The organism is Hymenobacter nivis (assembly GCF_006439025.1).
In the GTDB taxonomy this organism is placed as follows: domain Bacteria; phylum Bacteroidota; class Bacteroidia; order Cytophagales; family Hymenobacteraceae; genus Hymenobacter; species Hymenobacter nivis_A.
This window is the reverse complement of the sequence record NZ_RCYZ01000003.1, coordinates 1-12,886: the sequence shown is the minus strand read 5'-3', so window position 1 is coordinate 12,886 and position 12,886 is coordinate 1. Positions and strand designations below refer to the sequence as shown.

Sequence of the window (12,886 nt, the reverse complement as noted above, 5' to 3'; positions counted from 1 at the left end):
TTTCTGCGTAGTAGCTGGTCGGGTTACAGTATAGAACACTGGTTGTTAGCTTAATAATAACATGCAGTAGTTCACCCGCCAGCATCAAAAGTTTTGCGTCTGGCCAGCCGGTAGCCTCGGCGATAACCCAGGCTTTGGGGAGGCAGTACAGCAGCTATGCCCTGGTAGCCGGCGGGGCCGGGGGCCCGGTGGGGTAGGGGGCGCCCGCTGCACCGGCGGGCCCTGCGGAGGAGCGCCGGGGGCCCCTACTAAAACCACCACTTATGAAGAAAGAAGAAATCCACCTGGGCGACTGGCAGCGGATTTTGCTGGGCAATGCGCCGCTCGAATTTTTGCTGGAAGCCGCGCTGCGCACGCTGGTTATTTACCTGGTGCTGCTCGCCACCATGCGGCTGCTGGGCAAGCGCATGAACGGCCAGCTCTCGGTGGCCGAGCTGTCGGTGATGATTATGCTGGGCGGCATTGTGTCGGTGCCCATGCAAACGCCCGACCGCGGCATCTTGCAGGGCGCGCTGGTGCTGGCCTGCCTCCTGGGCCTGTTTCGCTTCGTCAACTGGCTGGCCTTCAAATACCGGCGGGTGGAGCACCTCACCCGCGGCGACCTGCGCATCGTGGTGACCGATGGCGTGCTGGACCTATCGGCCATGGCCGATACCAAGCTCTCGCGCGAGCAGCTGTTTGCGAATCTGCGGGCCGCCAACATGCAGCACCTCGGCCAACTCAAGCGCGTGTATATGGAAAGCAACGGCGAGTTCAGCCTTTATCCGCAAGACCCGCCCCGGCCCGGCCTGTCCATCTTGCCCGACAAGGATGCCGCCATTCATAACGCCGAGCCGGCCGACCCCGGCCAGCGGGCGTGCCAGCGCTGCGGCCACACCGAGTCCGCCGGCGCTGACCCCGCCCACCCCTGCCCCCGCTGCGGCCACCGCCAGTGGACGCCCGCCGTCAACAAACTCTGATTTTATTGCTATGAAACCGGAAGACATTCACCTCAGCGACTGGGGGCGCATGTTGGTGGGCGAGGTACCCGCCAGCTTTTACCTCGAAGTGGTTATCCGCGTGGTATTCATCTACCTGCTGCTGCTGCTCTCGATGCGGCTGATGGGCAACCGCATGGGCAAGACGCTCACCCGCAACGAGATGGTGGCGATGGTGTCGCTGGCGGCCGCCAACGGCGTGGCCCTCATGGCGCCCGACCGCGGCCTGCTGCCCGTGGTGGTGGTGGCGGCCATTATTGTGGGCTACCAGCAGCTATTTGCGTGGTATGCCTTCCGCAACAAGCGCTTCGAAAGCCTGGTGCTCGACGACCTGAGCGTGCTGGTGGAAGACGGCCGCCTGCAGCTCGACAAGCTGGAAGAAGGCGTGCTGTGCCGCACCCAGTTGCTGGCCAAGCTGCGCAAGCAGGGCATTGCCAACCTAGGCCAGGTGCGCCGCGCTTACCAGGAAGCCAATGGCAACTTCTCCCTCATCACCTTCGAGGATGAAACGCCTCGACCGGGCCTGTCCATCCTGCCCACCATCGACACGGCCTTCCGCGACGAGCAAGCGAAAGCGCCCGGTCAGTTTGCCTGCGCCAGCTGCGGGCACGTGCAGCCCGCCCAGCAGGCGCCCGCCGCCAACTGCCCCCGCTGCCAGGCCCGCGAGTGGCAGCCCGCCGTAGTGCAGTAGCAGTAAGTTAAATTCGCTGGTTAAGAAGTTCATAGCTAATAAAAAAGAGGACGTCCTGCCTGATATGCTCAGGCAGGACGTCCTCTTTTTACAGCAGTAGCGAGTTGCGCCGCCGAGTGGGGCCCTAGGTTAGCTAATAGCTCACCAGCTCCGTTACCACCAGGGTTTCGATTTCTTCCTCGCTAGCGGGGGAGTACCTCTCATCCGGCATCGGTGCCAACGCATCACCTGCCGCTGAGTCAGCTGCGGGCGCTTTGTAGGGGCTGGTAGCCTTGGTGCGCTTCCGCGACTTGAGCAGCAGGGTAGTGGCCAGTCCTAGCCCGGCCACGGCGGCCAGGGCCACCAACGGGTGCTCCTGGGCCTTCACATAAATGCTGCCCGAGCGGAACCAGCCGTGGTGCGTGCCGCGCTCGTGCAGGCCGTAGCCGGGGCGGTAGAGGGCGTTGTCTTCGCGGCTGCGCGAGGGGCGGTCGTCGTGCTGCGAGGGGTACATCCACAGCTCCAGCACTTTATCGGTAATGCTCGGGATGATGGGGGCGAGCAGCGCAAAAATCTTGGCCTGGAAGCCCACGTACATATCGCGCTTGGGGTGCGCGGCCGCAAACAAGATGGCCTCGGCCACGGCCTCGGGCGGGTAGACCATGCCGCGGTGCGAGGGCTGCTTATCCAGGTAGCTGCGGGCGTGCTCGTTGTAGGGCGTGTCGATGCGGCCGGGGTGCACCAGCGTCACCGACACCGGGGCTTTTTCCTTTTCCAGCTCCATGCGCAGGGCGCTGGTCCAGCCGTGCAGCGCGTGCTTGGCCGAGGCGTAGGTCGATTGCACGGGGGTGGGCCAGTCGCCAAACAGGCTGCCGACGTTGACGAGGGCCCCGGCCTGGCCGCGTTCTTTGAAGTGCCCGGCGGCCAGCCGCGAGCCGTACACCTGGCCCCAAAATACGGTGTCGAACATGTGCCGCATGTCCGGAATCGACACCTCTTCGGTGCTGCCGAAAATGGACACGCCGGCGTTGTTCACCCACGTATCGAAGGTGCCAAACGCGGCAATGGCGGCTTCGGCTAGGTGCGTCATGTCGGCCTCTTTGCTCACATCGGTGGGCACGGCAATGGCTTGGCCGCCCTGGCTGCAAATTTCGTCGGCCAGCTGCTGGATGGCCTCGGCGTTGCGGGCGGCCAGCACGAGTTTGGCCCCGCGCTGGGCGGCCATACGGGCCGTCACGAGCCCGATGCCGCTGGAGGCGCCGGTCACGACCATGATTTGCTGGTCAAGCGGCTTGAGGGATAGCTTCATAAAAAGTAGAAAAGAAGTGGACTAAAAACCTCCCTTCTTTACGAAGCGCCGAGCCGAGCGAAATACGGGTTTGAGGCGTTTTAAGTACGTAAAAACCAGCTACCGCTACGGTTAATCGTGCTTGCCTCAGGCTGCTACCGCAACTTGCGCTAGTTGCTAGGGTGAGCGCGACGGAGCATTTTACTTGTTTTCGGCTAGGTCATTCAACTCAACCGCTCGAATGTTTATGGGGGCTCAACCTGATGCTTTAACGAGCTGTTGCCGGCGCTCTTCACCTGCTCGCTGGGCAGAAGCTGCAAGCAGAAGCGTAGCAACATCCCGGTTCCAGGTGGGGTACAACCCAGGCTGAGCTCGCCCTTCCGACCAGCTTGCTAACCGCCCATGCTACGTATTCGCCACTACTGCCAACTACTCCTTATCGCCGGGGCGTTTCTCCGGCTCTGCCACCCCGCTACCGCCCAAACTGCATCCGGCCAAACTGTAACTGGGCCCCGTGGCGAAGTCTTCGCCCGGCGCATTGTGGCGCGCCAGCTCAGCGACCCCTGGGAAGTGGCCTACGGCCCCGATGGCTACCTCTGGCTTACCGAGGCCAAGGGCTACCGCGTCAGCCGCCTCAACCCCGCCACCGGGGTTAAAACTGTGCTGCTCGACCTCAGCCGCGAGCGGCAATTTCCGCGCTATGACAAGGTGCCCGACCGGGTAGATGGCGGCAAACCCTGGCCGCAAGGCGGGCTGATGGGAATGGCGCTGCACCCGCAGCTCTTGCAGGGCCAGCCCTACGTGTACCTGGCTTATCTCTACCGCTTTGCCGGGGCCAGCCAGCCGGGCAAAGGCGGCGCGCCCAACTACGGCGGCTACTTTTTTACGACGCGCTTGGTGCGCTACGAGTACCAGGCGCAGGCCCAAACGCTTACCAACCCCGTAGTGCTTTGCGACACCATTCCGGGTAGCAGCGACCACAATGGGGGCCGGCTGCTCATCGCGCCGGTTGGGGGCAAGGACTACCTCTTTTACAGCATCGGCGACCTGGGGGCCGGGCAATTTGACAACGGCGGCCGGCCCAACCACGCCCAGCAGCCCAGCCACTACGAAGGCAAAACCCTGCGCTTCAACCTGACGCCCGACGCCGACGCGAACCCCGGCGACCAGTGGCTGCCCAACGACAATCCCTTTGCCACGGCCGCCCGCCAAAGCGCCGTGTGGACCTACGGCAACCGCAACCCGCAGGGCCTGGCCTACGCCGTGGTGGCCGGTACTGGCCGCCTCTACGAAAGCGAGCACGGGCCTTTCTCCGACGATGAAATCAATGTGCTGGAGCCGGGCAAAAACTACGGGCACCCGCTCATCATCGGCTACAACGACAATAACTACAATGGGTTAGCCGCTGGCGTGTCGAACCGCGCCACGCTGCCCGGCCCCTGGCACACCACTTATCCGCTCATCGGGAGTGAAAATGCCAACGCGGCGGCCATCGGCACGGCCACGTACCGCGACCCCATCAAGACGCTGTATCCCAACTCGAATGCGTTTTTGAAGGACTTATTCGCCACCTCCAGCACGCAGGACAACGGCCCCGAATGGGCCTCAGAAGCGCCCAGCAGCTTGGCCGTGTACACGGCAGCAGCCATTCCCGGCTGGCAAAACTCGCTGCTGTTGCCCACGCTCAAACACGGTAAGCTCATTCGCCTGCAACTGGCGGCCAGCGGCACCCGCGTAGCGGGCGACACCATGACTTATTTTAAAGGGCCGGTGCGCTACCGCGACCTGGCCCTCTCGCCCGATGGCCGGCGCATCTACCTGGCCACCGACAGCGCCTCCGTTAGCTCGGGGCCGTCGAAGGAAGACCCAAAGGGCATGAGCTGCAAAGGCTGTATTATCGAGTTTACCTATCAACGCGGTGGCCAGCCCGCGCCTACGCCGGCTGGCGCACCCGTTCCGGCCGAGGCACGCCAACCGAAAGCAACTGCTCCGGCTAACCGCGCTAAGGGTAAGAAGTAGAGGTGTGATGTTCGCTCATGCTTCGCCGCGCGCTGCATGAGCGAACATCACACCTCTACTTCTTGGTCGGCGGCTTCAGTTGATTGGGTTTGGGGCCTGGGTGCCGCCTGCGGCAGCAGGCGCACCAGCAGGCCGGTCCAGCCGGTTTGGTGGCTGGCGCCGAGGCCCCGGCCATCGTCGCCGTGGAAGTACTCGTAGAACTGGAGGTAGTCGCGAAAGTGCGGGTCGTGCTGCACCTGCGCGGCCGGGCCGTGGGCGGGGCGCTGGCCGTCGGCGTTGCGCAAAAAGAGCTTGCTGAGGCGGGCGGCAAGCCCGTCGGCGATTTCCTGCAACGAGCACAGCTGGCCGGAGCCCGTGGGGTATTCTACCCGAAAAGAATCATCGTAATACGTGTAGAAGCGTTGCAACGATTCAATTATCATGTAGTTGATGGGGAACCAGATGGGGCCCCGCCAATTGGAATTGCCGCCGAACATGGACGAGTCGGACTCGCCGGGCAGGTAGGCCACGGTGAAGTTGGCCTCGGCCGTGGGAAACTGGTAGGGGTGCGCGTGGTGGTAGCGCGAGAGCGCCCGAATGCCGTACTCGGAGAGAAACTCGCTTTCGTCGAGCAGGCGCGTGAGCACGCACTTGAGGCGGTGGCGGCGCAGCAGCGACAGCCGGTGGCGCTCGCCCTTGCCTGGCTCTTGCCAGCGCGAGACCAGCTCGGCCAAGTGCGGGCGATGCTCGAGCAGCCAGCGCAGGCGCTGGGCAAACTCGGGCAGCGCGTCGAGCAATTCCTCTTCCAGTACTTCCACCGCAAACAGCGGAATCAGCCCCACGATGGAGCGCACCTTGAGCTTGGTGCGGCGTCCGTCGGGGGTATGCAGCACGTCGTAATAGAACTCGTCTTCCTCGTCCCAGAGATTGAGCGAGCCGTCGCCGTCCTTGCTCATGGCCTCCACGATATAGAGGAAATGCTCGAAGAACTTACTGGCAATTTCCTGGTACACGGGGTTGGTGCGCGCCAGCTCCAGGGCCATGCGCATGAGGTTGAGCGCGTACATGGCCATCCAGCTGGTGCCGTCGCTCTGCTCGATGAAGCCGCCCGTGGGCAGCGGCGACGAGCGGTCGAACACCCCAATATTATCGAGGCCCAAAAAGCCGCCTTCGAAGATGTTGCAGCCGTGGCGGTCCTTACGATTGACCCACCACGCAAAATTGAGGTTGAGCTTGTGAAACATGGCTTCCAGAAAGCCCAGGTCGCCCTGGCCGGCGCGGCGCTTTTTGTCCATCTGGTACACGCGCCAGGTGGCCCAGGCGTGCACGGGCGGGTTCACGTCGCTCAGGTTCCACTCGTAGGCGGGCAGCTGGCCATTGGGGTGCATGTACCAGTCGCGGGTAAGCAGGCGCAGCTGGCTTTTGGCAAATTCAGAGTCTACCATGGCCAGCTGCAGGCAGTGAAAAGCCAGGTCCCAGGCCGCGTACCAGGGGTATTCCCACTTGTCGGGCATCGAGATGATGTCGGCGTTGTAGAGGTGGCGCCACTCGCTGTTGCGGCCCTTGCGCCGCTCGCTGGGCGGGGCCACAAAGTTGGGGTCGCCGTCGAGCCACTGCGCCATGTCGTAGTAGTAATACTGCTTGCTCCAGAGCAGGCCCGCAAAGGCCTGCCGCTGCACGTTGCGGGCGTCGGGGCTGGCCAGTTTCGCTTGCAGGCAGTCGTAGAAGGCATCGGCCTCCTGCCGGCGCTGGGCTATTAGCTGGTCAAAATCAGCAAACGGCAACGCCACCACGACCTTGCTTAGGCGCACGCGCACGGTTTGCGCCGCGCCGCCCGCGATGATGAGGCGGTAGTGCGCCGCCACCTTGGTGCCGTGCTGCGCGGGGTTCACGGCGTCGGCCCGGCCCTCCACCACGCAGTCGTTGATGCCGTCTTTGAAGTAGCGACCCTCGGCCGGCAGGTCGTAGAGGCGGACGCCGTTGGTGTCGTTGTCGCAGAACAGCAGCGCCGGCTCCTGGTCGCAGTAGAGCTGGTAGTCGCCGATTTCGTGCTGGCTCGCCTGCACCACGCCGGGGCGGGGCGTGCGCAGGGTGGGCCGGTGGTCGGCGTAGCCCCAGGCCCAGGTGTTGCGAAACCAGAGCTGCGGCAGCACGTGCACCGTGGCCGCGGCCGGCCCCCGGTTGTGCACGGTTACCTGAATCAGCAGGTCGTCGGGGTCGGCTTTGGCGTATTCGATGAACACGTCGAAGTAGCGATTGTCCTCAAAAATGCCCGTGTCCAGCAGCTCGTATTCGGGCTCCAGGCGGGTGCGGCGGGCGTTTTCCTGGCGCAGCTGCTCGTAGGGGAAAGCCGCCTGCGGGTACTTATACAGCAGCTTCATGTAGGAGTGCGTGGGCGTGCTGTCGAGGTAGTAGTACTGCTCCTTCACGTCTTCGCCGTGGTTGCCCTCGCCATTGGTGAGGCCAAAAAGTCGCTCTTTCAGCTGGTTGTCCTGGCCATTCCACAGCGCCACCGCAAAGCACAGCCGCTGCCGCGCATTGCTGATGCCGCCGATGCCTTCCTCGCCCCAGCGGTAGGCGTAGCTGCGGGCCATGTCGTGGGTAATGTAGTTCCAGGCGTTGCCGTCGGCCGAGTAGTCCTCGCGCACGGTGCCCCATTGGCGCTCGGTGAGGTAGGGGCCCCACTTTTTCCAGGCAGTGGTTTGGGCATCCGATTCGGCTAGGCGTACTTCTTCTGGGGTCATAGCAAGTGTGGGCGGGTAACTCGTAGCCACTGGGGCTAGGCTTATCAAAAAAGCCCCACTTATGCAGCAGGGCTTTTCTGGGTACAAATACCGGTTAGGTTAGCTCAGCGTGTCTTTGATGTTGCCGATGATGGTATCGGTGATGGTCATCTGCTCTTTCTGGGCGTGGCCCTTAGGCACGGGGGGCCCCAGCTTGGGCTCGTCGCCGTAGGGTTCGGCCTTCAGCACGTGGAACTCGCCCTTGCCGTCGAGGCTCGCGCCGTGCGTCCAGCGGCCCGCGGGCGTACCGGTGCCGTCGATGTTGGGGCTGATAAAGGCGTAGCTGAACTTCTGGTTTTCCTGGCTCTGGGGAAAGGAATTGGGAATGGGCAAGGCGCTGGTGCCGCCCAGTTCCTCAATCACGGCCAGCCACTGCTGCTGGTGCATGGTGTCGCGGGCAATCATGAAGCCGAGCATGTCCTTCATGCCCGGGTCATCGGTGAGTTCCCACAGGCGCGTGGCCAGGGCGCGGCCGGTGCTTTCGGCGGCTACGTTGGTGTACATATCGGCCAGGATATTGCCGCTGCCCACCACGTAGGCCCCGCTGAAAGGTACCCCCTCGGCATCGACCGCCAGGGCCCCCAGGCCGGCCGACAAGAACGCGCGCGGGTTCATGCCGCCCAGCACGGCGCCCACGATGCCGTCCTGCTTAATAGCGTCCTCGGCCACGCTCAGCGGCGCGCCTTCCAGGTTGAGGGCCACGGCCGTGGCCAGCATTTCGATGTGCGATATTTCCTCGGTGCCCGTGTCGAGCAGCATGTCGCGGTACTTGGCCGGGCCGCGCGAATTCCAGGCCTGGAACAGGTACTGTAAACACACGCGCATTTCGCCCTCAATGCCACCAATGGCTTGCTGCAACATCCGGGCAAACGCGGGGTTTGGCTTCTCGACGCGCACCTTGTACTGCGTCCGCTTATCGTGATAAAACATAAAGAAAGATTAGGGTGATGAGCACTACCACTCGGTAGCAGCTGCCTTACTGGCTATACGCCAGCCAGCCGGCCGGGTCGTCACGATTTTGCCCTAATTAATACGTAATATTTAGTGCGTATAAGTTGCTTTGCTAAGTACTTACACGTAGCGGCTACCTAGAAAAAGTGCTTTTCTGCAAGGCCGGAAAATGCCTTCCTGGTGCCGTATTCCCTTGAGAAAAACAGCCTTGCCTTAAAGCACCTCCAGCTTATTTTCATCGACATTGTCCAGGCCCAACTGCGAGAGCAGGTCCTCGCCCATGAGCTGGCGCAGCTGGTTGTGCAGGCGGATGAACTGCTTAAAAATATCGTGCTCGGGGCGCACGTCGGGCCCGGTCTGCGGCGACTTGAAGTGGAACGAGAGCCACTCCTGCACGCCGCTCATTCCGGCGCGCTTGGCTAAGTCGCCGAACAAAGCCAGGTCGAGCACGAGCGGCGCGGCCAAAATGGAGTCGCGGCACAGGAAATTTACCTTGATCTGCATGGCGTAACCCAGCCAGCCGAAGATATCGATGTTGTCCCAGCTCTCCTTGGAGCCATACTGTAAGCGCCAGCGTGCCTGATTCTTAGCTCCACGCTAGTCCTTCACTAAGCTTTGGTTGGACTAGAAATACTGCCCATAGTATTGGTGTAGCTACTCTTTGTAGCATCTATACCAAACTCTTAGCTACGCTGAAGCCTGACAGCTTCAGTGAGGTTCGAAGTAGCAGACCCTGCTGCAGCGTTGCCTAGTGAACCCTAGCGGTTAGGGGCTAAATAAGTAGCTATAAGCAAATCGTAACGCTACCCATGACCACTGATAATGATTGAGACAGTGAGCGATAGCCTAGCGTGGTGTGCTGTCAACAGCGGTTGAAGGAGGTGTCGAGGTAGTAAATGACCTCCTAAGCTGACCAGTCAGGCGGTAGCAGGTTGGGAAGCATTGCTCCCGTGGAGTTGCTGATAGAGCAGGGCGGCGGCCGCTTCCAAGAGCGGCTGGTCCGTCGTGCGCTCCTGACAGCGTTGTAGATCGTAGTGGCATAATGTGCCATAAGGTTGGCCTTGCGCATCGCGAATGAGCACGCCGCAATAGGACATTACGGGCGTGTCCACCAGGCCGCTATACTGCGGGTCGGTGGCCACGTCAATGATTTCAAGCGGAGCTTGCTGGCGGCCGACCAGCGAGCAGAATGTTGCTGCCATCGGCACGTCCTCGCCTCGACGCACTAGCGGCTGATTGCCATCTACCAACACCTCGCTACGCAACACCTCGCCCTCAAAGCGGAACAAGCCGGTATACCGGTGAGGAGTACGGTGGTTCAGATACGCGAGGGCAGCGTGCACGCCCTGCTGCTGCACCAGGGCCGCAAATTCGGTTAGTTCACGCTCTATAGCTTGTTCCATTACTTCTTGCATAATTTACAGTTACTATAACAAGCAAAGACCAAAAAGGACTATTGATGTCCCCAGCTACCGGTGCTGGGACAGCAGTCAGGATGGTAATGGGTTCATTCTCGACGCAAGAGCGCAACGCTTAGTGCCTTATATTTAGCGCCTTATATAAAGTAATGGGTGCGAAGCTCTTGTCATCTTCTCTTGCTAAAAGGCCCGCGTAAACCGGAGCCTAACAGCTTCAACGAGGCGCAGAGGCGCACACCTTGCTTCGACAGCACGAAGTCGGAAATCCAGCTAGATAGCGCTAAATAAGTCGCAGCGTTACACCGACCTTGTTGGTCTTAGCTACTTCTTATTAATGTAGGTTGCTCAGCGGCAATGTATTGTCTTTCCTGCGCTGGTCTTCAAATGACCAATCCCCCTTTTTCGGTGACAAACGCCCCTTACCGGGCAACCCAGAGCCGGCATCAAACCACAGCATTTTTTGGGCAGCCGGCAGGACGGGGCGGTGGAAAGCAGCGTACTTTCTGGGCAATAATGCCACCACAGTCGCCGGCGCTCCAGCCAGCGGCCTGCTTTTCAGTACCTAACCTATGTGTAGCATCCTTCTGCTTTGCAACCTGCTCCTGAGCCTCACGTTCCGCGCTGCTCCTACACCCAAACCGACTCTGTTGGGCGTGGTAGCGACCCAGAGCGGCCGGGTAGCCGGTGGCACCAACCGGGCGGGCACCGTGGCCTACTACAAGGGCATCCCGTTCGCCGCGCCGCCCGTAGGCGCGCTGCGCTGGCAGGCGCCGCAGCCGGTCGCGCCCTGGCCGGCCGTGCGGCGTTGCCAGGCCCATGGCCCGAGCCCCATACAGCCCGCGCCCGCCCCGTTTAGCATGTGGACCCAGGAGTTTCTCATTCCAACGGCTCCCATCAGCGAAGACTGCCTATACTTAAACGTGTGGACGAGCGCCCGGTCGGCCAGCGCTCGCCAGCCCGTGCTGGTGTGGATTTACGGGGGCGGCTTCAACAGCGGCGGCAGCGCCGTGCCCATTTACGACGGCGAGGCACTCGCGCAAAAAGGACTCGTAGTGGTGAGCTTCAACTACCGGGTGGGGCCGTTTGGCTTCCTAGCCCACCCCGCGCTCACCCAGGAATCGGGCCACCGGGCTTCGGGCAACTACGGGCTGCTCGACCAGGTAGCGGCCCTGCGCTGGGTGCAGCAAAACATTGCCGCCTTCGGGGGCGACCCGCAGCGCGTCACCATCGCAGGGCAGTCGGCCGGAGGCGTCAGCGTCAGCTACCTGGTGGCGTCGCCGCTGGCCAAGGGCTTGTTTGGGCAGGCCATTGCCGAGAGCGGCGCCGGGTTTGGGCGCCCGCTCCCCACCTTGCCACAAGCCGAGCAAGAGGGCGTGCGCTACAGCCAGGCCCTCGGGGCCACTTCGCTCGCCGCCCTGCGCCAGCTGCCAGCCGCGGCGCTGCTGCAGCAGCCGGGCCAGCGCGGCCCCGTGTTGGACGGGTACGTGCTGCCGACGCCCCCCACGGAAGCCCTGGCCAACGGCCAGACCACGCCCGTGAAGCTGCTGGTGGGCTGGAATGAGCAAGAAGGCCTGTTGCGCGGACCATTGCAGCCGGCCGCTGATTTTCAGTCGCAGTTGCAGCAGCGCTACGGGCAGCAGGCCGGCCCCTTGCTGCAGTTTTACCCGGCCAGCACAGAGGCCGAGGCCGCCAGCTCGCAGTACCGGTTGGCGCGCGACCTCTCGTTTGGCTTGCCCGCCTATACCTGGGCCACAGCCCAGAGCCAATGGCTACACCAGCCCGTCTACGTGTACCGGTTCGCCCGCAAGGTGCCAGCCACGGGCGAGTACGTGCACTACGGAGCGTTTCATACCGGTGAGGTGCCGTACGTGTTTGGCACGCTTAGCGCAGTTAACCGCCCCTGGCAGCCGGGCGACTACGACCTGGCGCACACCATGATGGCGTACTGGGTCAACTTCGTGCGAACCGGAAACCCCAATGGGCCGGGCCTCCCCCCTTGGCCGGCTTACCAAAGCGCCCGACCGCAGGTCATGCTGCTCGACCTGTCCCCCAGTGCCCGCTCCCTGCCCGACCAGCCCGCGCTGAATTTGCTGCGCTCGCTGCCGAACCACTGAGATTCAGGCAGGAGCTGCCGGGCATTTACCGCCGCTTACTCTGGGGTGCCAGGGGCTTCGGCACTTGCTCAGCCGTGGGCTTCCCGAGCCAGGTTTGACCAAAGGCCTCGGGGTGTTGCGCCAACAGGTACAGCGCCTGGCCGATGTCGGGCGTGTAGGTGTAGGAGCGCGGCACGCGGGCATTCACGAGCCACTGCGGGGTTTGCTTGTTTTTCAGGCGGCTGAACACCAGCGCGCTGGCCCAGCTTTTCTCGACCACGCCCGGCCCGTAAAAATCGGAGGCTTTGGCAATGGTGGCCGGCAGCCCGCCGCTGCGGCGCTCGGCCAGCAGCAGGCGTTCAATTTCGACCAGAATCCGGCCTTTTTTGCTCACCGGCTGCGTCGGCGTAGCTAGGAAGTGTTAACAGTCGCGCAACCGGAGTACGGTCGCCGCCAAGTGAATGAAGGCCAAAAAGTGCGCGTCGAGCTTGTCGTAGCGCGTGGCCACGCGCCGAAACTGCTTTAAACGGCTGAAAAGCCGCTCGATGGGGTGGCGCTGGGCGTAGCGGACCGCATCGTAGGCCCGCGGGAAGAGGCGCTTGCGCCGGGGCGGAATCACGGCACAGGTGCCACGGGCGGCCAGTGCGGCCACGAGCGGGTCGGAATCGTAACCCCGGTCGGCGATGAGGTACGCCGGGGCCAAGCCCT

At 62.6% G+C, this 12,886-nt stretch carries 11 protein-coding genes; 4 read left to right on the top strand and 7 right to left on the bottom strand.

Translation table 11 applies throughout. The annotated features are described in order from the left end of the window. The first annotated feature begins 263 nt into the window (after positions 1-263). Together EAH73_RS07980 and EAH73_RS07975 are read left to right on the top strand one after the other, a co-directional pair. Positions 264-959: a DUF421 domain-containing protein gene (locus EAH73_RS07980; protein ID WP_140465977.1), complete on the top strand. Its 696-nt coding sequence runs from the start codon at positions 264-266 to the stop codon at positions 957-959. 10 nt (positions 960-969) lie between these two features. Beyond that, positions 970-1,668 carry a YetF domain-containing protein gene (locus EAH73_RS07975; RefSeq protein WP_140465976.1) on the top strand — a complete coding sequence of 233 codons (699 nt, stop codon included), beginning with the start codon at positions 970-972 and terminating at the stop codon, positions 1,666-1,668. 133 nt (positions 1,669-1,801) lie between these two features. Here the strand turns inward: EAH73_RS07975 and EAH73_RS07970 are convergent, their stop codons facing one another. After that, positions 1,802-2,956 (bottom strand): SDR family oxidoreductase, encoded by a 1,155-nt coding sequence (locus EAH73_RS07970; RefSeq protein ID WP_140465975.1) that lies wholly within the window; start codon positions 2,954-2,956, stop codon positions 1,802-1,804. Between the two features lie 381 nt (positions 2,957-3,337). Between EAH73_RS07970 and EAH73_RS07965 the strand changes: the two genes are divergently transcribed. Continuing rightward, positions 3,338-4,954: a PQQ-dependent sugar dehydrogenase gene (locus EAH73_RS07965; RefSeq protein WP_140465974.1), complete on the top strand. Its 1,617-nt coding sequence runs from the start codon at positions 3,338-3,340 to the stop codon at positions 4,952-4,954. Positions 4,955-5,001: 47 nt separating this feature from the next. On the opposite strand, the gene EAH73_RS07960 is transcribed toward EAH73_RS07965, so the two are convergent. From EAH73_RS07960 to EAH73_RS07945, 4 genes are all read right to left on the bottom strand, one after another. Then, the gene (locus EAH73_RS07960; protein WP_140465973.1) at positions 5,002-7,677 is read right to left on the bottom strand and encodes an MGH1-like glycoside hydrolase domain-containing protein; all 2,676 of its coding nucleotides are present in this window, start codon (positions 7,675-7,677) and stop codon (positions 5,002-5,004) included. A gap of 99 nt (positions 7,678-7,776) precedes the next feature. Continuing rightward, positions 7,777-8,646: a manganese catalase family protein gene (locus EAH73_RS07955; RefSeq protein WP_140465972.1), complete on the bottom strand. Its 870-nt coding sequence runs from the start codon at positions 8,644-8,646 to the stop codon at positions 7,777-7,779. 234 nt (positions 8,647-8,880) lie between these two features. Continuing rightward, entirely contained in the window at positions 8,881-9,171 is a 291-nt protein-coding gene (locus EAH73_RS07950) for an inositol-3-phosphate synthase (RefSeq protein WP_140465971.1), read from the bottom strand. 413 nt (positions 9,172-9,584) lie between these two features. Next, entirely contained in the window at positions 9,585-10,082 is a 498-nt protein-coding gene (locus EAH73_RS07945; protein WP_161599476.1) for a hypothetical protein, read from the bottom strand. A gap of 572 nt (positions 10,083-10,654) precedes the next feature. Between EAH73_RS07945 and EAH73_RS07940 the strand changes: the two genes are divergently transcribed. Continuing rightward, complete coding sequence (locus EAH73_RS07940) at positions 10,655-12,199, top strand: carboxylesterase/lipase family protein (protein WP_140465969.1); 1,545 nt, start codon at positions 10,655-10,657, stop codon at positions 12,197-12,199. A 25-nt stretch (positions 12,200-12,224) separates the two neighbouring features. Here the strand turns inward: EAH73_RS07940 and EAH73_RS07935 are convergent, their stop codons facing one another. Both EAH73_RS07935 and EAH73_RS07930 read right to left on the bottom strand, forming a co-directional pair. Continuing rightward, positions 12,225-12,572 carry an NAD-dependent epimerase/dehydratase family protein gene (locus tag EAH73_RS07935; protein ID WP_140465968.1) on the bottom strand — a complete coding sequence of 116 codons (348 nt, stop codon included), beginning with the start codon at positions 12,570-12,572 and terminating at the stop codon, positions 12,225-12,227. 27 nt (positions 12,573-12,599) lie between these two features. After that, a partial coding sequence (locus EAH73_RS07930; RefSeq protein WP_140465967.1) for a transposase occupies positions 12,600-12,886 on the bottom strand: 287 nt, incomplete at its 5' end.